Raw genomic sequence first — 19,876 nt, 5'->3', positions numbered from 1 at the left:
AAGAGTTCAGGCAAAGTGCTATCACGTTGCTACAGGCAGTAGCACTGTCCTGATACTCCATCCCCCGAAGCCTTCGAACGGGAACGATGCGATGCAGATGCTGGAACACGATCTTCCGGACAAGACTGCCAGCCCCTCCACTGGGCTCGCTGCGCCCTTGCGCGAGTTCAACCTGCTGCGCTGGTTCTCGGTCATCAGCTTGCTGATCATCGCAACGGTGGCCGGCGCCTTGGGTTACTTCTCGACTCGCTTCGTGGTGCGCGACAGCGTCGAACGCGATGCCATGCTCACCGCCCAGTTCATCCAGGCCATGGCTCAGGCCGAGGTTCGCCATTCGCAACTGCCCCCGGGCACCACCATGGGCGAGTTGCTCGACCCGCGCCTGGACAATCAGCATTTGCAGATCCCCCCGGCTCTGGTGCAATCGACCCGCGGCGAATTCCTCGATCACGTGGCGCACCTTCCGGACATCTTGCTGGCCAATGTTTACGCCCATGACCGCACGATTGTCTGGTCGACCAACCCGCAATTGCTGGGCAAGCGCATTGCCGAAGACGACGACTTGGACGAGGCCTTCCACTCGCGCAAGCCGGTCTCAGCGAGCTATCACAAGGCGGAAGATGACCGGGAAGAGCAGAAATTCCAGCGCGAACCACGCTATTTGTTCATCGAGAACTACATTCCGCTGTTCGACAGCCAAGGCGAGCAAGTGCTGTCGATGGTCGAAATCTACAAGGAGCCCCAAGATCTGGTGCGACGCATTCAGCGCGGCTATGTGCTGATCTGGTGCTCGACTCTGGTGGGCGGAGCGCTGATTTATTTCGGCTTGTTCTGGATCGTGCGCCGGGCTGCGGGGATGCTGCATCATCAGCAAGATCGCCTGGTGGCCAGCGAGACCTACGTGGCCTTGGGCGAGATGTCTTCGGCCGTGGCCCATAGCCTGCGCAACCCATTGGCCAACATTCGTTCCAGCGCAGAGTTAGCCCAGGAAATCGCAAGCGATCCGGCGCGCAAGAACATTGCCGACATCATCAGCCAGGTTGACCGGATGTCACGCTGGGTGCGTGATTTGCTGGTGTCGCTGCGACCGACCAGTGACGAGGCCGAAGCGGTGGATCTGGTGGCGGCTATCGAGGATACCCGGCTGGCATTCTTGCAGCAGATCGAGCGCAACGGCGTGCAGTTCAGCTTCGAGGGGCCGGCCCAACAGTGGGTAGCCAGCCAACCGCTGCAACTGACCCAAATCCTCAACAGCCTGTTCGCCAATGCTTTGGAAGCCATGCCCAAGGGCGGCCTGTTGTGCGCCGAAGTCAGTTGCCTGGAAGGGCAGCAGGTGCGCCTGGTGCTCAGCGATACCGGCAAAGGCATGAGTCAGCAACAGGAACGGATGGTGTTCAAGCCGTTCTTCACCACCAAGCAGGGCGGCCTCGGCGTGGGCCTGGCCCTGGTCAAGCGCATCATGGAACGCTTTGGTGGCTCGGTCAGCCTGACCAGCCGCGAAGAGGAAGGAACCCGCGTGAGTCTTGTATTCAATATTGCAGCGGGAGGGGACCATGGGGCCCAGCATTCTGGTGGTCGAGGATGACGAGATCCTCGCGGACAACATACGTACCTACCTCGGTTTGAAGGGGTTCGAAGTCACGGTCTGCCATAGCGCGGAGCTGGCTCTGGAGCAGGTCAAGCAAGGCTTGCCCGATGCCGTACTGACTGACAACTCCCTGCCGGGCATGAACGGCCACGAGCTGTTGCGCGCACTGATCACCCAGGCGCCGGAGCTCAAGGTGATCATGATGACCGGATACGGCAATGTCGAAGACGCCGTGCTGGCCATGAAAGAAGGCGCGTTCCATTACCTGACCAAGCCGGTGGTGCTGGCCGAACTCAAGCTGATGCTCGATAAAGCCCTGGCGGCCGAGCGCATGGAACGCACCTTGTCGTTCTACCAAGAGCGTGAGGCGCAGAAGTCTGGGTTGCAGGCGTTGATCGGCGAATCCTCGGCGATGCTGAACCTCAAGCACACCCTGCGCCAGTTGCTCGATGCAGAGCAGCGCATGGCCAGCGACGACCTGCCGCCGGTGCTGATCGAAGGGGAAACAGGCACCGGCAAGGAGCTGGTGGCGCGCGCCCTGCATTTTGACGGCTCGCGCAGCAAGGGGCCTTTCATTGAATTCAACTGCGCCTCGATCCCGGCCAATTTGCTGGAGGCCGAACTGTTCGGTCACGAGAAGGGCGCGTTCACCGATGCCAAGGAGCGTCGTGTGGGCCTGGTCGAGGCCGCCGATGGCGGGACGCTCTTCCTCGATGAGATCGGCGAGATGGACCTGGTGCTGCAGGCCAAGCTGCTCAAGCTGCTGGAGGATCGCAGCATCCGCCGGATCGGGGCGGTCAAGGAGCGCAAGGTGGACCTGCGGGTCATCAGCGCCACCAACTGCAACCTGGAACAGATGGTGCAGCAGGGCAAGTTTCGACGCGACCTGTTCTTCCGCCTGCGCATCATCGCGCTGAAGGTGCCGCGGCTATACGCACGCGGTCAGGACATTCTGCTGCTGGCCAGGCACTTCCTGGCTCACCATGGGCGCCGATATGGCAAACCCCATCTGCGCTTTTCTGCTGAAGCCGAGGCGCTGATGCTGGGTTACAGCTGGCCAGGCAATGTACGAGAACTGCGTAACATGCTCGAGCAGACGGTCCTGCTGGCGCCCAATGATGTCGTGGCCGCGCACCAGCTGAACCTGTGCATGACCCTGGTGGACGAACCCATGAGCTTACCCAAGTCGGTGGCTTTCGAGCCCCCACGGCATGAGCCGGAGCCTGGGACCAGCCTGCCGGACATGGAACGCGACCTGGTGTGCCGGACCCTCGACCGCACGGATTGGAACGTCACCAAGTCGGCACGTCTGCTGGGGCTATCGCGGGATATGTTGCGCTACCGCATCGAGAAACTGGGGCTGACCCGGCCTGACAAGCGACAGTGGTGAGCCTGGGGCTGCACGGCAGTCCCAGGCTCTTCAGGGCTGTCCCTGGCCGCGAGTGCCTCCGTCGCCATGCCCGCGCATCCCTTCAGAACCTCCGCCGTCCATTCCCGGGAGGTTTCGATCATCGTTCTGGTCGGCGGGCGGGCTGTCCGGATCGTTGCCCTGGATACGCGGGTCGGTATCGCGGGGCACAGGCTTCTCGATTGGATTGAGGGTGCTGTCGGCGCCCGGCTTGGGCGCGGTGTTGTGCGGATCGTCCGGGTGGGTCGGACCGGTGCCCACCGCCAGGGCCAGGGGAGAGGTCAGCAGGGCGGCGAGCAGCCAAGTTCGCGATCGTTTCATGGGTGGCTCCTTGCGGGCAAAGGCGTGTTGCCTGTACCTGGGTTGGGCCGCAACCCTCAACGCAAGGTGCCACCACGGCGACGAACGGTCAGACCACCAGCGACAACAGCATGATGAAGATGATGCCCACCACCGACAGGATGGTCTCCATCATGCTCCAGGTCTTGAACGTCTCTGCCACGGTCATGTTGAAGTACTGTTTGACCAGCCAGAAACCGGCGTCGTTGACGTGGGACAGAATCAACGAACCTGCGCCGGTGGCCAGCACCAACAGTTCGCGGTTCACGCCTGGGACCAGATCGATCACCGGCGCGACGATGCCGGCACCGGTGATGGTCGCCACGGTCGCCGAACCAGTCGCGATGCGGATCACAGCAGCGACCAGCCAGGCCAGCAGAATCGGCGAAATCTCGGCTTGCACCGCCATCTGGCCAATCACGTTACCCACACCAGTGTCCACCAGCATCTGCTTGAAGCCGCCGCCGGCACCCACGATCAGCACGATGGCGGCGGTCGGAGCCAGGCTCTGGTCGAGCATCTTCATGATTTGCTGACGTGAGAAGCCCCGGGCCGAACCGAAGGTGTAGAACGCCAGCAGCAATGCCGCGAGCAGGGCGGTGATGGGGTGACCGATCAGGTCCATCCACTGGCGCACGATGTGCTCGGCGGGTAACACCACATCGGCGAAGGTCTTGAGCAGCATCAGCACGACCGGCAGCAGCACGGTGAGCAGGGTGACGCCAAAGCTTGGCAGGTTGTTCTGATTGGTTTCCCGGGCGATCTGGTCCATCAGTTCCTGGGACGGGTTGCCCGGAATGTAGCGGGCGATGAAATTACCGAACAGCGGACCTGCGATGACCGCGGTGGGCAGGGCCACCAGCAGGCCATAGAAGATGGTCTTGCCGATATCCGCGTGGAAGATGCCGATCGCCAGCAGCGGGCCTGGATGCGGCGGCACAAGTCCATGGACTACGGAAAGGCCGGCCAGCAGCGGAATGCCGATCTTGATCAGCGAAACCCCTGAGCGACGCGCGACGATGAACACCAGGGGGATCAACAGCACGAAGCCGATTTCGAAGAACAATGGGATGCCCACCAAGAAGGCGGCGAACATCATGGCCCAGTGCACCTTCTGTTTGCCAAAGGCACGAATCAGCGTTTGCGCGATCTGGTCGGCGCCGCCGGAGTCGGCCATCAGTTTGCCCAACATGGTCCCCAAGGCCAGGACGATGCCGACGAAGCCGAGCACACCGCCAAAGCCGTCCTGGAAGGACTTCATGACCTTGGCGACCGGCATGCCGGAGGTCAGGCCAAGGAAGCCGGCTGCCAGGGTCAGGGCGACGAAGGGGTGGACCTTGAAATGAGTGATCAGCAGGATAAGTCCGACGATGGTGACCAGAGCGTCGAGCAGCAGGTAGGTATCAGTAGCCAGTCCGAACATGGTTCATGTGCCTCTGTCTTATCATTGTTTTGGCGAAACGATCGGCATCTTTGGATGCCGAGATAGCGCTGTCTTTGGTGAGCCGGGAAGGCTGACGGTTCAGGCGGTACGCGCCAGGCTGCGGTCACCTTGGGGCTTTAGCCAGGTGTCTACCGCCACGGCCAGCGCTTCGATAGGCTGCGTGGCGTCCAGCGCCAGGGTCAGAGGCTCGCCGTGGGGCGGTTCCAGCGCGGCGAACTGGCTGTCGATGAGGCTGGCTGGCATGAAATGACCGGGGCGGGCGAGTACGCGTTTTTCCGCTTCGGCTGGGCTCAGTTCGAGAAACACGAAGCCAAGGCCCGGCACGGCCTCGCGCAGGGTCTCGCGATAACGGCGCTTAAGCGCGGAACAGGTGAGAATGGGGCGTTCGCCGGCCTGGAGCACGGCCTGCAGTTCCTGGCCAAGACGGACCAGCCAACCGGCGCGGTCGTCATCGTTCAACGGAACGCCAGCGCTCATCTTGCGGATGTTTTCGGCAGGGTGGAAAGCATCGCCTTCGATCAGGCGACCACCGCTCGTGCTGGCAATGGCAGCGCCCACGCAGCTCTTGCCGCAGCCTGCCACGCCCATCACCACGATTGCGGTCAGGGGAGAGTTCATCAGTACCTCCTGCGGGGTGAGATAGCGCTGTCTCGGTGCCGCTGAAAACGGATGCGAGCGCCACCCTCCCGGGTGTTATTGGTCTTGTCTTTACGCAGTATGGACGCTAGGCGCATAGCCGCTACCAAAGATACATTGCCTGTATCCTGAGACAGCGCTACCTTAGTGGCCGTTCCCATTTCTGGCAAGTAGTAAAATTACAACACCCATGTCTCGTACAGGCTCGCGCACGACCGGTCGCCCCACCCTGGCAGAAGTCGCCAGACTTTCGGGGGTTTCCCCCATCACCGCTTCCCGCGCCTTGCGCGGTGTAAGCACCGTGGCCCCGCAACTGGTGGAAAAAGTCGTGGCCGCTGCGGCGAGCCTAGGCTATGTCGCCAATCCGGCTGCTCGGGCATTGGCGTCGGCACGCAGTGAGTCGGTGGTGGTGTTGATCCCCTCGTTGTCCAACCAGCTGTTCATCGACACCCTGGAGGCCATCCACGAAGTGATGCGCCCGCGCGGGTTGGAAGTACTGATCGGCAACTACCACTACGATCTGGCCGAAGAGGAAAACCTCATCCGCAACTACCTGGCCTACCAGCCCTGCGGGATCCTGCTCACCGGGTTCGAGCGTAGTGAAGTCTCCCGGCAGATGTTGACCGCCAGCGGCGTGCCGTGCGTGCACATGATGGAGCTCGGAGGCGAGGCGGGGCAGCTGTCGGTCGGATTTTCCCAACAACAGGCCGGCCGCGCGGCTGCCCGGCACTTGATCGAGCGGGGTCGTCGGCGCTTGGCATTCATCGCGGCGCAGCTCGACCCTCGCGTCATGCAGCGCGCCGATGGCTTCCGCCAAGCGCTCGCCGAGGCTGGTTTGCAGGCGCCGGAGCTGGAACTGCTGGCGCCACAACCGTCATCCATCGGTCTGGGCAGCGAGCTGTTCAGCCAGTTGCTTGCGCAGGCGCCGGATGTCGACGGCGTGTTCTTCTGTAACGATGACTTGGCCCAGGGTGCGGTATTGCAGGCTTTGCGCCAGGGCGTCGAGGTGCCGCGCCAAGTGGCGATGGTTGGTTTCAACGACCTGCCGGCATCGGCGCACATGGTGCCGCGGTTGACCTCGATCCGTACCCCCCGAGCCGCGGTAGGCCGAGGCGCAGCCCAAGCGCTGTTGGCGCTGCTCGATGGCAAGCAGGTGGCCACCGAACAGCAGGATCTGGGATTCGAGCTGATGGTGCGCGAGAGCTCCTGACCGGCTGGTTCGGGCCGGGCAGGGCTCAGTTGGGGGCGTTGAGTGCCGCGAGGCCTTCGCGCAGTTCGCGTTGCAGTGCCTCCAGGCTACTTTCCAGCCGTTCGAGCAAGGCCTTGGTCGGCTGCTTCTGGGCGACGGCCTGTTCGACCGCTTCGCAATCGCGCACCACGCCCCGGACTTTCAGCATTTTCGCGCCTCCCTTGATGCGGTGTGCCAAGGCATGCACTGCGTCACTTTCAGGCGCTTCGCCAAGGGCGCGCAGGGCTGCGAGGTCTTCGCCGGCGCTGTGTGCCAATTGTTCGAGAAGGCGTCGAATCAACTGGTCGTCATCCTGGGTCAGGTGACGCAGCTCACTGAGGTTGAAGCCACTGGCCGTCGTGGCAGGCTCCGGTGCGGGTGCGGGTGCGGGTGCGGGTGCGGGTGCGGGTGCGGGTGCGGGTGCCGGCACCTGCTCCGCCAGCGGCGCGCTGGGAAGGTGGGCTTTCAGGGCTTTGAGACCGATCGGTTTGAACAGGCATTCATCCATGCCATTGGCCAGGCAGCGCGCTTTTTCCTCGGCTTGGGCGTTGGCCGTAACGCCGAGTATCAGGCAGGCTGGCTGGCCGCGCTCATGCTCCAGGGCACGGATACGCCGAGTGAGCTCGTGGCCATCCATCACCGGCATGCTGCAATCGGTGATCACCACATTGAACTGACCTGCTCGCCAAAGGGCCAGCGCCGCTTCGCCATTCTCGGCCTGGGTCACCTTGTGTCCCAGGGTGGTCAGTTGCTTGTCCAGCAGCAGCAGGTTGGCGGGGTAGTCATCGACTACCAGGATATCCAGTGGGCCGCTGCTCATGTCCTGAGCCGGCTCGGTCTGTTCGTCCTGTGCTGGCACCGAGGTGGCCGGCAGGGTCAGGTCCACGCTCACCTTGGTGCCCATGCCCTCGACGCTCTGCAGTTCGAGCGACCCGCCCATCAACTCGGCCAGGGTTCGGCTGATCACCAGACCGAGGCCGGCGCCTTTTCCGGCCTGGGGGCCGTTTACCTGGGCGAAGGTGCTGAAGAGTCGGGCCTGGTCGCTTGGGCTGATACCGATGCCGCTGTCCTGTACGCACAACGAAACCCGGATATCGCCGGTGGCGCTGGGAGAGGTGAGTTTCAGGGTCACTTGCACGCCACCCTGGTCGGTGAACTTGAGGGCGTTGCTGATCAAGTTGGACAGGACCTGCTTGAGGCGCACAGGGTCGGCGAGCACCCAGACTGGCGCCTGCGGCAGATCCCCGTTCAGATACAAGCCCTTGATGCGGGCATTGCCGTCGAACACGCGAAGGGTCGCGCGCACCAGTTCCACCAGGTCGATCGGTACCGGTTGCAGGGACATGTGGCCGGATTCGATGCGGGAAATGTCGAGGATGTCGCCGATCAGCTCGAGCAGGCCAATGGCCGAGTCATGGGCGGTATGCAAAGTCTGCGGGTCGCTGTGGCCTCGGCGGCTGTCCTCCAGGGCGAGCTCCAGCAGGCCGATCACCGCGTTCATCGGTGTGCGGATTTCATGGCTCATGATCGCCAGGAAGGTACTTTTGGCTTGGCTGGCCTGTTCAGCGTCATCCTTGGCTTGACGCAACTGCTCCAGCAGACCGCGGCTGAGCGCCAGTTGCGCCTGCAGGGCGCGTTGGGCCTCGGTGCGCTGGTTGATGAGCTTGCGCAGGTACGTGTTCCAGAACACCACGCCGGCCAACAGCACGGCGGCCAGCACCAGCACTTGCAGCGCCAGGGTGCGGTAGTTGCGCCAGGGGCTGTCGCTGACCAGCGTGTTGGTGTGCCATCGGTTGACCAACTGGTCCAGCTCCTCAGGCGGGATGTTAAGCAGGGCTTTGTCCAGAATCGACTGCAGCACCGGCAGATCCGGTGCGATCGCAAAAGCGGCGCTGGCCGGATCGTCGCTTTGCAGGCCGGCGATACGCAAACCATTGTTGAACACATGGCTGATGTAGTAGCTGGCATTGATCTGGCTGCTCAAGGCCACGTCGGCCTTGCCGCTGGCGACGGCTTCCATCAACTCAAGGTGGGTTTCGACCTCGACCAGACGGACGCCAGGATACCGCCGTTGCAACGCCTCACGCTGAGGGGAGCCACGCAACAACGCGACACGTCGCCCATCGAGCGTCATCGGTGTGCCGATCCAGGGGGCTTCGCTGCGGGTGATCAAAACCCGGGGGCTGACCACATAAGGGCGAGTAAAGCGAAGGCGCGTCGCACGTTCGGCGCCGTAGCCCAGGGCGCCGATTATCTGCGCCTGCCCCTCGGCCACTTGGTCGACCATGTCCTGGATCGAGTCGACTTCGACGATCTCGAAGCGCAGACCGGTCTGCAGGCGGATGCGCTTGAGCAGGTCGATGGTGATTCCGGTCGGGTGCTGTTGAGCATCGTTGAAGGTCAGAGGCGCCAGGGAGGGATTGACCAACACCCGCACCTTTGGGTTGTGCGCTATCCAGTCACGCTCCTCAGGCGTGAGGGCACCGACCGGATTTTTCATCAGCAAACTGGTATTGCCGCTGCTCCAGCGCCGCAGGATGTTCAGGCGCTCGCTGTCGCTGATCCTGGCCAGGGCCTCGTTGACCAGGCGTTGCAAACGTGGATTATCGCGGGCCAGGGCAAAGGCGAAGACGTCGGCGGGCAAGGGGCTGAAATGATCGATTTTCACCAAACCTTGGAAGCTCTTGCCGATCGCGTAGTCGGTACTGATCGCATCACCCAGATAAGCGTCCGCCGCCCCCATCGCCACGGCCAACAATCCGGCCAGTGTCGAGCGGTACAGGGTCACTTGCACGTCGGGATACTGCTTGCGCACCAGCTTTTCGGGCAAGTAATGATCGACCATGGCCAGGCGTAGCCCTGGCAACGCTTTGCCATGACGGCCGAGCATACGATCCTGCTTGCTGACGACGACCGGCAGGTCGTCGGCATAGGGCTGGCTGAGAACCAACTGCGCATCGGCGGCCTCGAAGGCGTTGGAGCTGCCGAGCAAGTCGATGCTGCCGGCGTGCAGTGCTTCGATGGCTGCCTGGCGGGTGGGGAAGCGGCGAACCTCGACCGGGATGCCGAGCTGTTCGCCGATCAGACCCGCATAGTCGGCACTGAGACCTTCAAAGTCGGCGGGGCTGGTGTTGATCTCGAACGGCGGGTAGTCAGGGCGCGAGCTGCCCAGCACCAGGGCTTTGCGGCGTTCGAGCCAGTGCCGGTCATCTTGTTGGAGCGACAACGGGGGCGAGGCGCTCAGTGAGCGGGCGAGCAGGTGCCGGGCTTCGCTGTCGGCATGCGCCACAGCGCTGATGGCCAGGAGCGCGCCCAGCAGGATGGTGAACACCGCGCCTCTCATGACGGAGGGATGTTCAACTGACGTTGTTGCGTTTGGCCAGGTCGACCATTTCGACCAGAGACTCGGTCTTGAGTTTATCCATGATGCGTCCACGGTAGGTGCTGATGGTTTTGGCACTGAGGTTCATGCATTCACCGATGAACTTGTTGTTCTCGCCGCGGGTAAGCCGGCGTAGCACTTCCATTTCGCGGTTGGAGAGGCTTTCGAGACGACTGCACTCGCTTTCGAGCGAGCTGCTGTTGACCGACATCTGCGGAAAGGTGGAGTAGCCCTTGACCAACGCCTTGAGGGCGAACACCAGGGCATCGAGGTCTTCGTCCTTGTTGACGAAGGCGGCGATACCGGCATCCAGGCAACGACGGACATACAGGTCGGCGGGTTGACCGGTGAGCACCATGATCTTCGGTGCCGGCTCCAACAGTTGCAGACGTTTGATGACCTCCATGCCATCGAGGCCAGGTAGGCCGATGTCGAGGATAACCACGTCAGGACGTAATTGGCGAGCCTGCTGCACGGCGTCGATGCCGTCACCGGCTTCACCGATGACCTGAAAACGTTCACGTTCGAGCAGCATGCGCACAGCCAGTCGAACGGTTGGATGGTCGTCAACCATTAAAACGGTTGTCATTGGATAACTCCTGTAGGAATTTGGTCCGTTTCCTGAAGTCCCGCAGGAATACGTGAAAGGGAGCCTGCGCGGCAGCGCGCAAGATTACGTAGATTCCTCTCGATTGGTAATGGGATGCGTAGGTTTGTTGAAAAAGCGAAGATTATTGTTGAAAAGGCCTACAAAATAAACCTCCATGGTAAAGCCCGCCCAGGCGCCAAGGACGGGCCACGCACAGAATAGTTCAGGAGCAGCCCGGGTGCGGCTTGAGCACGCGCAGGTGCGAGGCCGGATTGCGGCTCAATGCCGTCCCGACCCTTGCCGGGCGAGGCAGTAACTGGCCGCCACAGTTCGGGCAGCGCCCCTGGAACTGACGTTCATTGCATGCACGACAAAAGGTGCATTCGAACGAGCAAATCAACGCATCCGCGCTGTCGCCCGGCAGGTCACGGTCGCAGCATTCGCAGTTGGGGCGTAATTCAAGCATGGAGTGGGTTCCTGTCAGATAACGCCCGCTCAACCAGCGGGGCGATAGAGGTGGGCATGCCCGGCCCGGTACAGGGCCGATTCAGCGAAAGGTGCATCGCCCAGCACATGGCCCACCAGGATCAGCGCGGTTCGCCGAAAATCCTTGGCCGCTGTGAGTGCGACGATGTCCTGCAGGGTGCCGCGTACCCAGTCCTGGTCCGGCCAGGTGGCGCGATGAATGACGGCGACCGGGCAGTCCGGCCCGTAGTGTGGCAACAGTTCGGTGACGATACGCTCGAGGTGTTTCACGCCCAGGTGGATCGCCAAGGTGCTGCGGTGGCGGGCCAGGTCGGCCAACTGTTCGCCAGCTGGCATGGGCGAGCTGTCGCCATAGCGGGTGAGAATCACCGTCTGGGCGAGCTCCGGCAAGGTCAGCTCGCAGCCGAGCAGGGCGGCGCTGGCGGCGGTGGCGGTAACACCCGGAATGATCTGATAGTCGATGCCCAGTTCGCGCAGATGACGTATCTGCTCGCCGATGGCGCCATACAGACTGGGGTCGCCGCTGTGAACACGGGCCACATCCTGGCCATTTTCGTGGGCGCGGCGCAGGGCTTCGATGATCTGCTCCAGGTTCAGTTCGGCGCTGTTGATCACCGTCTCGGCGCTGTGTCCCTCCAATACAGCTGGCGGAACCAGGGAGCCGGCATAGATGATGACCGGGCATTGGCGGATCAGACGTTGCCCCTTGACCGTGATCAGCTCCGGATCGCCGGGCCCGGCACCGATGAAATAGACCGTCATGGGAAATCCTTGCAGATAGGCAGTAATGTGGACGCGATTATCAGCCACGGGCCAGGGCAAGAGTAGCCTGGCCCAGCACCTGGCGTGTCACCAGCAAGCGCGAGGTGCCGAGCGATCGTGCGGCCAGTGCCAGGGCTGCGCTTTCAGCGACGCCCCAGCAGCCGCTGTAGGCGTAGGCAACGGGTGAGCGATGGCTGAGCTGCGGTTCGAAGGGCTGTAGCTCGGTGGCCGGGAACACCACCAGGGGGATGCCCAGCCGTTCGGCTAGGGCCTGCAACCCAGGTTCATCGAATTTGAGATCGATACTGGCAAGGCCAACCAGATGATCGGCGCACAGGCGGTGTGTGACCAGGGTCGTGCGCAGCAACTGCTCCAGGGTTTCGACCGGGCAGCCCTTGCGGCAGCCGAAGCCGGCATAGAATACCGGCTCGGACCAGGCGTTGCGCATCAGGCCTGGTTGGCTCGGCGATAAAGCCAAGCGCTGAGCAGGCCAAGGGCGAGCCAGAACGCGGCGTTGGTCAGCCAGGAGGCGAGCTTGAATTGGGCCACCAGTGCTTGCGGTGCCAGACTTTCATGCACCGGTGGTTGTGGTGCGCCGATCACGTGTGGCACCACCAGCAAAGCGACGCCCAGCACCTTGAGCAGCCAATGGTGGGTAAACACCACCAGCGCAAGACCCGCGGCCGTGGCGGCTGCAGTGCCGATCCACCAGCTCTGGCGTTGCCCCAGGTCGGCGGCGGCTGTGCCTGGCAGCTCCGGTGGCAACCCCAGTGTGGGTGCCAGGCAGAACACAGCAAAACCCGCCAGCCCCCACAGTGCGCCGGTCATCACTCGGTTTGGCTCGCGCAGGCTGTACAGCGCGGCGAGGATCAGCGCGAAACCGACCGCCACCACGAGGTTGCCGCCGGTGGTGGCGAGCAAACGCTGCCAGCCATCCTCCGGTGCCCAGGCCGCTGGGTCATGGGAATGCGCTGCGACGGGGCTGTCGTGCTCATGTTGCTCGGGGACAGCGCTCTCGAAAGTTTCTGCCTGGAGAATCAACGGGCTGACCCACAGACTTTGCAGCACGGTCAGCAATAGAGCGGCGAGCAGCCCGCTGAAACCTGCGGTACGGGCGATACGCTTGATCATGCAGGTGTACTCAATGGCAAGGGAAGGCGGCGCTGTGGCGGGTATCGTGGGCGGCATTGTGCACCGCCTCGATGTGCGAGAAACCTGCGAAATAGACCAGGCACAGGCCCAGCAGGCTGGCACCGACGGCAATGACGACACGTTGGCTGAGGCTGACGGGAGTGGCGATGCTGTGTTTGGTGCTGGTGATCGGCATGGTGCGTTCCTCTGCTGTTTATAGGCGGCGGACACGCGCGTCGTTCCGGGCACGATTGACCCAGAAGAGGTGACAGCGCCCGCCCACCGCGGGGTGTTCTATTAACGTCAGGCCGGTCTCCGGGCTTGCAAGGAGGAGCAGGGCTCCTGGAAAGCATCACCTTCCCATGCCATACGACGCGGCACAGTGGTCAAGATGCTTCGCTCGCTTACCGTTGCGGGGGCAGCATCGGCTTGGTTACCGATTTCCCGTTTCACCCCTTGGGGGGCACCTGAACGCAAGGTGCAAGCAAAGCATGGGGGCGCCATGGCGTCAATCTGCAAGGTTGCGGTGGCCGCGCCCTCAGCGGGCCAGGTGGTGAAAGGTCGAGCTTGGAATACACCTAGGAGTTCCTCGTGGGCGAACCCGCACCCGCAGGCCAGGGCGACTGTTCCAAAGGGCTGTCCGCAAACACTGACGCGCCATGGTTGACCGCCTGCCGGCCACTGCGTAGCCTTGCCGATTCGAGGTTCTCCGGCATTGGCCGGAGCTAAGACGGGAACGCGGTTCAAGCCGCGGCTGCCCCCGCAACTGTAGGCACCAACCCGGATCGACACAGCCACTGCGCCCAGGCGCGGGAAGGCGTCGTTCCACCGGCACGGCCGGTAAGGTGCAAGCCAGGAGACCTGCCTCGAGACGATTTCGACTTTCAACCGGGCGGGGTGATCCGGTGGCGAACAGGCCCGGCCAGCAAGGCTCGCGGCACTCGTCCTGCATGCCCGCGCCATCCTGCCAAGGGCATCGCGACATGAAAACACTGGCCAAGCTCCCCGTCACCATCGTCACTGGCTTTCTCGGCTCGGGCAAAACCACTTTGCTGCGTCACATGCTGGACAACGCCCAGGGGCGCCGTATCGCGGTGATCGTCAACGAATTCGGTGAACTGGGCATCGATGGCGAAATTCTCAAGCAGTGCAGCATTGGCTGCACCGAGGAAGAAGCCAGCGGCCGGGTCTACGAACTGGCCAACGGTTGCCTGTGCTGCACCGTGCAGGAAGAGTTCTTCCCGGTGATGCGCGAGTTGGTGGCCCGCCGCGGCGACCTGGACCACATCCTCATCGAAACCAGCGGCCTGGCCCTGCCCAAGCCGTTGGTGCAGGCCTTCCAGTGGCCAGAAATCCGCAATGCTTGCACCGTCGATGCGGTCATCACCGTGGTCGACAGCCCGGCCGTGGCCGCAGGGACCTTCGCGGCGTACCCGGACCAAGTGGACGCTCAACGCAAGCTCGACCCCAACCTTGATCATGAGTCGCCTCTGCACGAACTGTTTGCCGACCAACTGGCCAGCGCCGACCTGGTGGTGCTGAACAAGGCTGATCTGATCGATCCCCAAGGCCTGGCCAAGGTGCGTGCCGAAGTCAGCGAAGAACTGCCGCCGGCGGTCAAGGTGATCGAGGCCAGCAGCGGCCGCCTGCCGTTGGAGGTGCTGCTGGGCGTAGGCGCCGAGGCCGAGGCGCACATCGATGGTCGCCGTACCCACCATGACGCACACCACGAGGGCGATGATCATGACGATCACGACCACGATGCCTTCGACTCCATTTCCATCGACCTGCCAGAAGCGGACGAAAGCCTGCTGCTCGATGCCCTGACTCAACTGGTGGTCGAATTCGGCATCTTGCGCGCCAAGGGCTTCGCTGCCATCCCCGGCAAGCCGATGCGCCTGCTGATCCAGGGGGTGGGCACCCGTTTCGACAAGCACTTCGACCGCGCCTGGCGCGCCGACGAGCCGCGTATCACCCGCCTGGTGCTGATCGGCCAGGCGCTGGACGCTGCCGCGCTCGAAGCGCGCCTGCGCCAGGCCTTGGGCGCCTGACCCATGCACCTGCTGCGGACCCAGCCCGGCGGCTTCGTGCCGGACGACAGCATTGCCGATCTCGGCCAGACCCCCGCCGAACTGGTGATCCTCTGCAGCGGTGATTCGCACCTGGCGCTGCTCGCCGAAACCGCCGAGCAGTTGCCGGAGGATTTCCCCAGCCTGCGACTGGCCAACCCCATGCAGGTGCAGAATCACGCCTCGGTCGACCTGTACATCGATCAGGTGCTGCGCCATGCCAAGGTGATCCTGTTGTCCTTGCATGGTGGCGTCGGGTACTGGCGCTATGGTGTCGAGCAACTGGTCGAGCTGAGCACACGGGGCGTGCAGTTGATCCTGGTGCCCGGCGACGACCGCCCGGACCCGGAGTTGACCCAGTTGGGCACCGTGACCGGCGATCAGGCCGAGCGCCTTTGGCATTACCTGCGCCAGGGCGGCAAGGCCAATGCCGCGAATCTGTTCAATTGCTTGGCCAGCCTGTGGCTTGGGCGCGATTACGCCTGGGAGGAGCCGCAACCCTTGCCGCGTACCACGGTGTACCACCCCGCCAAGCCCAGCGCCGTGTTGCAGGACTGGTACTGCGAATGGCAGCCCGACTGGCCTGTGGCCCCCATCTTGTTCTATCGCTCGCACCTGCAAGCGGCCAACACAGCGTTCATCGATACTTTCTGCCAGCGCTTGCAGGCAGCAGGGCTCAATCCGCTGCCTATCGCCGTGGCCAGCCTCAAGGAGGCGGCCTGCCTGGACCAGGTCGAGACCTGGCTGGATGAAGTCCAGGCCGAGGTGGTGCTCAACACCACAGGTTTTGCCTTGTCCAGTCCGGAGCAACCCAACCTGCGCCCGCTGCGCAGAGACATCCCGGTGTTGCAGGCGATCTGCGCCCAGGACAACCAGCCGGCGTGGGAATCCAATGAGCAGGGCCTGGGCGCGCGGGATCTTGCCATGCACATTGTCTTGCCGGAGCTGGACGGTCGCATCATCACGCGCCCCGTCAGCTTCAAAGACCTGGCCTGGCGCAGCGAGCGCAGCCAGTCCGACGTGGTCTGCTATCGCGCTCACGCTGAACGCATGGATTTCGTCGCCGAGCTGGCGCGTCGCTGGGTGGAGCTGGCGCGGCTGCCCAACGCCCAGAAACGCGTGGCGTTGGTGCTGGCCAACTATCCGACCCGCGACGGGCGCATCGGCAACGGCGTGGGCCTGGACACACCCGGCGCAGCGCTGAACATTCTCCGGGCGCTGCAAGGGCAGGGGTACCCAGTGCAGGGCCTGCCTGACAGCGGTACCGCGTTGATCCATCAGCTGTTGGGTGGGGTGACCAATGACCTGGACCATCTGGACCAGCGCCCCTGTGCCCAAAGTCTGAGCCTTGCTGACTATCAGCAGGCTTTCGCCGCGCTGCCCGAGGCCAACCAGCGTGCGGTACTGGAGCGATGGGGGGCGCCTGAACAGGATCCTATGTTCCGCAGCGGTCGGATGATGATCGCCGGCCTGCGCTATGGCCTGACCTTCGTCGGCATCCAGCCGGCCCGGGGCTACCAGCTGGACCCCAGCGCGGTGTATCACGACCCGGACCTGGTGCCGCCTCATGGGTACCTGGCGTTCCACTTCTGGCTGCGCAACGGCTTTGCCGCCGATGCGGTGGTCCACGTGGGCAAGCACGGCAACCTCGAGTGGCTGCCGGGCAAAGGTGTCGGGCTGTCTGCGCAATGCTGGCCAGATGCGCTGCTCGGGCCGCTCCCCAACATCTACCCCTTCATCGTCAACGACCCGGGCGAGGGCGCCCAGGCCAAACGGCGCACGCAGGCGGTGATCATCGACCACCTGATGCCGCCATTGACGCGCGCCGAGACCTACGGCCCGCTGCGTCACCTGGAGCGCCTGGCCGACGAGTATTACGAAGCGCAGCTGCTCGACCCGCGCCGGGCACGCGAGCTGCAGCGCGACATTCTCGAACTGGTCAAGGTCAACCACATCGACCGGGAATTGCAGCTTGAAGGCCAGCTCGAAGACGCGGCCATCTGGTTGCCGCGCCTGGACACCTACCTGTGCGACCTCAAGGAATCGCAGATCCGCGACGGCCTGCATGTGTTCGGCCAATCTCCTGAAGGGCGCCTGCGCAGCGATACGTTGCTGGCGTTGTTGCGCGTGGAGCGCGGTGACGGCAAAGGTGCCAATGCCAGCCTGATCCGTGCGCTGGCCAAAGCCCTGGCGTTGGGCTTCGACCCGCTGGATTGCGAATTCGGCCAGCCTTGGCAGGGGCCGCGCCCAGCGGTGCTGCAGGCGCTCGATACCGCGCCATGGCGCAACCAGGGCGATACCCGCGAGCGCCTGGAACACCTTGCGCTGGACTTGATCGAGCGTGCGCTGGCAGGCCGCCTGGCATTGCCTGAAGATGCCGCCTGGCATCCGGTTGCCACGGTCCTGCAGGCGCTGGTCGACACCATCGCCCCGAGCCTGGACGCCTGCGGCGCGGCCGAAACCGACGGCCTGCTGGCCGCACTGGCCGGGCGTTTCGTCCCGGCCGGGCCCAGCGGAGCGCCCAGCCGGGGGCGTCTGGACGTGCTGCCCACCGGGCGTAATTTCTATACGGTGGATGTGCGCAACCTGCCCACCACCACGGCCTGGCGCCTGGGGTTCGCCTCGGCGAACCTGATCCTTGAGCGTCACTTGCAAGACCATGGCGACCACCTGCGTCAGCTGGGGCTGTCGGTCTGGGGCACGGCGACCATGCGCACTGGTGGTGATGACATCGCCCAGGCCATGGCGCTGATGGGTGTGCGGCCGGTGTGGGCCACCGGCAGTCAGCGAGTCGACGATTTCGAGATCCTGCCGCTGAGCCTGCTCGATCGCCCGCGGGTGGACGTCACCTTGCGCGTCTCAGGCTTCTTCCGCGACGCCTTCGGCAACCTCATTCGGCTGTTCGATGCGGCGGTGCAGGCCGTGGCGGCGCTGGACGAGCCTGACGACCTCAACCCCCTGGCTGCGCGGGTGCGAGCCGAACGCGAGGCCTTGCTGGCCGATGGCGTGGACGCCGAGCAGGCGGCGCGCCAGGCCGGCTGGCGTGTCTTCGGCGCCAAGCCCGGCAGCTACGGGGCCGGGGTGCAGAATGCAATCGATGGACGTTTATGGCAGACACGCGGCGACCTGGCCGAGGTCTACCTCAACCATGGCGGCTACGCCTATGGCGGCAGCGACGAAGGCACACCGGCCCGCGCCGCGTTCGCCCGGCGTTTGGGCCAGGTCCAGGCGGTGCTGCAAAATCAGGACAATCACGAGCATGACCTGCTCGATTCCAACGACTACTATCAATTCCAAGGTGGCATGCTGGCAGCGGCCGAGACCCTGGCCGGCACCGCCCGGGCCAGTTATCACGGCGATCACAGCCAGACCGACCGGCCACGCATCCGCACCCTCAAGGAAGAACTGAACCGGGTGATCCGCGCCCGCGCTCTGAACCCCAAGTGGATCGAGGGGGCCAAGCGCCATGGCTATAAAGGTGCCTTCGAGCTGGCGGCGACGGTCGACAACCTGTTCGCCTTCGACGCCACCACGCACCTGATCGACGATCACCACTACCAGTCGCTGGCCGATGCCTATGTGCTCGACCCTGCGACCCGAGACTTCCTGCAACAGCACAACCCCGAAGCCCTGCGCGACCTGACCGAACGCTTGCTGGAAGCCCAGCAACGCGGCCTCTGGGCGTCGCCAGGGGCCTACCGGGAAGCCCTTGAAGAGCAATTGCTCGATGGCGAGGAACAGGCTTGAAATGAGCGAACCCGTGCAATTCCCCCTGGCGGCCGTAGTCGGCGCCGACGACCTCAAGCTGGCCCTGTGCCTGACCGCCATCGACCCCAAAATCGGCGGTGTGTTGATCGAAGGCCCGCGTGGCATGGCCAAAAGCACCTTGGCGCGCGGGCTGGCGGACCTGTTGGGTACGCCTGGGCAGACACCACCCTTCGTGACCCTGCCCCTAGGCGCCACCGAGGAGCGCCTGGTCGGTACCCTCGACTTGGATGCCGCGCTGGGGCAGGGCAAGGCGCAGTTTTCGCCCGGCGTACTGGCCCAAGCCCATGGGGGCGTGCTTTACGTGGATGAGGTCAACCTGCTGCCCGATCCGCTGGTGGACCTGCTGCTGGATGTGGCCGCCAGTGGCACCAACCGCATCGAGCGCGACGGTATTTCCCATCGCCACGATGCTCGATTCGTCCTGATCGGCACCATGAATCCGGAAGAGGGCGAGCTGCGCCCGCAATTGCTCGACCGTTTCGGCCTCAATGTGCTGCTCGAAGGTCTTCCGCCGCCGCAGGCGCGGCAGCAGATCATTCGTCGGCGACTGGCCTTCGACAGTGATCCGCAGGCGTTCTGCGCCCAATGGGCGCAGGCTCAGGCAGACCTGCGCGAACGCTGCCAGGCCGCACGTCAGCGCCTGGACAGCATCCCGCTGGACGATCGCGCCTTGGCCTGGATCACAGAGGGCTGTTTCAGCGCTGGGGTCGATGGCATGCGCGCCGACCTGGTCTGGTTGCGGGCCGCCCGTGCCCATGCCGCCTGGCGCGGCGGCGATGCGATAGAGGAAGCCGATGTGCAGGCTGTGGCGGAATTCGCCCTGCGCCATCGACGCCGAGAGACGCCCCCGACCAGCGCATCCTCCACCTCACCACCGCCTCAGACCCAAGCTCATTCCGACGCCCAAGGTGGGCAGGGGGATTGGGGCGCGTTGCCCCCACAAACGGTCGCCACCGGGGCACGGCGCGAGGTGCCGAACTGGGCAAAAAAGCCCTGAGCATCCGCAAGCCCGCCGCCCAGGCGGCGGATGCCAAGCCCCAGCCGGG

The 19,876-nt window shown here is 64.0% G+C and carries 16 protein-coding genes and 2 riboswitches; of the genes, 6 read left to right on the top strand and 10 right to left on the bottom strand.

Going from position 1 to position 19,876, the window contains the following annotated elements:
* Positions 1-91 precede the first annotated feature (91 nt).
* Both AB1N67_RS12840 and AB1N67_RS12835 read left to right on the top strand, forming a co-directional pair.
* Positions 92-1,585, top strand: a complete 1,494-nt coding sequence (locus AB1N67_RS12840; RefSeq protein WP_090346548.1) for a sensor histidine kinase — start codon at positions 92-94, stop codon at positions 1,583-1,585.
* Positions 1,554-2,978 carry a sigma-54-dependent transcriptional regulator gene (locus AB1N67_RS12835; protein WP_367863025.1) on the top strand — a complete coding sequence of 475 codons (1,425 nt, stop codon included), beginning with the start codon at positions 1,554-1,556 and terminating at the stop codon, positions 2,976-2,978. Before AB1N67_RS12840 ends, AB1N67_RS12835 begins: the two co-directional genes overlap by 32 nt.
* 30 nt (positions 2,979-3,008) lie before the next feature.
* On the opposite strand, the gene AB1N67_RS12830 is transcribed toward AB1N67_RS12835, so the two are convergent.
* The 3 genes from AB1N67_RS12830 to AB1N67_RS12820 form a co-directional block, all read right to left on the bottom strand.
* On the bottom strand, positions 3,009-3,317 hold the full coding sequence (locus tag AB1N67_RS12830; RefSeq protein ID WP_317847334.1) for a hypothetical protein: 309 nt from the start codon (positions 3,315-3,317) through the stop codon (positions 3,009-3,011).
* 88 nt (positions 3,318-3,405) lie between these two features.
* Positions 3,406-4,758, bottom strand: a complete 1,353-nt coding sequence (locus tag AB1N67_RS12825) for a GntP family permease (RefSeq protein WP_043212374.1) — start codon at positions 4,756-4,758, stop codon at positions 3,406-3,408.
* 99 nt (positions 4,759-4,857) lie between these two features.
* Complete coding sequence (locus AB1N67_RS12820; protein WP_043212376.1) at positions 4,858-5,397, bottom strand: gluconokinase; 540 nt, start codon at positions 5,395-5,397, stop codon at positions 4,858-4,860.
* A gap of 208 nt (positions 5,398-5,605) precedes the next feature.
* Here AB1N67_RS12820 and AB1N67_RS12815 point away from each other — a divergent pair, with 208 nt between their 5' ends.
* Positions 5,606-6,625 carry a LacI family DNA-binding transcriptional regulator gene (locus AB1N67_RS12815; protein WP_043212378.1) on the top strand — a complete coding sequence of 340 codons (1,020 nt, stop codon included), beginning with the start codon at positions 5,606-5,608 and terminating at the stop codon, positions 6,623-6,625.
* A 25-nt stretch (positions 6,626-6,650) separates the two neighbouring features.
* On the opposite strand, the gene AB1N67_RS12810 is transcribed toward AB1N67_RS12815, so the two are convergent.
* From AB1N67_RS12810 to AB1N67_RS12780, 7 genes are all read right to left on the bottom strand, one after another.
* Positions 6,651-9,986, bottom strand: coding sequence for a transporter substrate-binding domain-containing protein (locus AB1N67_RS12810; protein ID WP_367863024.1), 3,336 nt, complete (start codon positions 9,984-9,986; stop codon positions 6,651-6,653).
* 13 nt (positions 9,987-9,999) lie between these two features.
* A complete protein-coding gene (locus tag AB1N67_RS12805) occupies positions 10,000-10,614 on the bottom strand; it encodes a response regulator transcription factor (protein ID WP_043212380.1) in 615 nt (204 codons plus the stop codon).
* A 223-nt stretch (positions 10,615-10,837) separates the two neighbouring features.
* Entirely contained in the window at positions 10,838-11,080 is a 243-nt protein-coding gene (locus AB1N67_RS12800; protein ID WP_080642116.1) for a DUF1272 domain-containing protein, read from the bottom strand.
* Positions 11,081-11,109: 29 nt separating this feature from the next.
* Positions 11,110-11,862: a precorrin-4 C(11)-methyltransferase gene (cobM, locus tag AB1N67_RS12795; RefSeq protein ID WP_070571387.1), complete on the bottom strand. Its 753-nt coding sequence runs from the start codon at positions 11,860-11,862 to the stop codon at positions 11,110-11,112.
* Between the two features lie 40 nt (positions 11,863-11,902).
* Entirely contained in the window at positions 11,903-12,310 is a 408-nt protein-coding gene (locus tag AB1N67_RS12790) for a cobalamin biosynthesis protein (protein ID WP_332772151.1), read from the bottom strand.
* On the bottom strand, positions 12,310-12,993 hold the full coding sequence (locus AB1N67_RS12785) for a CbtA family protein (protein ID WP_090346563.1): 684 nt from the start codon (positions 12,991-12,993) through the stop codon (positions 12,310-12,312). The genes AB1N67_RS12790 and AB1N67_RS12785 overlap by 1 nt, the downstream gene beginning before the upstream one ends.
* Positions 12,994-13,003: 10 nt before the next feature.
* Complete coding sequence (locus tag AB1N67_RS12780) at positions 13,004-13,189, bottom strand: CbtB domain-containing protein (protein ID WP_043212388.1); 186 nt, start codon at positions 13,187-13,189, stop codon at positions 13,004-13,006.
* 92 nt (positions 13,190-13,281) lie between these two features.
* Positions 13,282-13,479, bottom strand: a riboswitch (cobalamin riboswitch).
* Between the two features lie 199 nt (positions 13,480-13,678).
* Positions 13,679-13,877: riboswitch (cobalamin riboswitch) on the top strand.
* A gap of 99 nt (positions 13,878-13,976) precedes the next feature.
* Here AB1N67_RS12780 and cobW point away from each other — a divergent pair.
* From cobW to AB1N67_RS12765, 3 genes are read left to right on the top strand one after another with little or no spacing between them, the layout of a single operon-like run.
* Entirely contained in the window at positions 13,977-15,044 is a 1,068-nt protein-coding gene (gene cobW, locus AB1N67_RS12775) for a cobalamin biosynthesis protein CobW (protein WP_090346566.1), read from the top strand.
* Positions 15,045-15,047: 3 nt separating this feature from the next.
* Positions 15,048-18,809, top strand: coding sequence for a cobaltochelatase subunit CobN (gene cobN / locus AB1N67_RS12770; RefSeq protein WP_367863023.1), 3,762 nt, complete (start codon positions 15,048-15,050; stop codon positions 18,807-18,809).
* A 1-nt stretch (position 18,810) separates the two neighbouring features.
* The gene (locus tag AB1N67_RS12765; protein ID WP_182943133.1) at positions 18,811-19,827 is read left to right on the top strand and encodes an ATP-binding protein; all 1,017 of its coding nucleotides are present in this window, start codon (positions 18,811-18,813) and stop codon (positions 19,825-19,827) included.
* Positions 19,828-19,876: the final 49 nt, after the last annotated feature.

This window comes from Pseudomonas guariconensis, from assembly GCF_040822035.1.
Taxonomy (GTDB): domain Bacteria; phylum Pseudomonadota; class Gammaproteobacteria; order Pseudomonadales; family Pseudomonadaceae; genus Aquipseudomonas; species Aquipseudomonas guariconensis.
The sequence above is the reverse complement of the archived record's forward strand: the minus strand, read 5'-3'. Positions and strand labels throughout refer to the sequence as shown.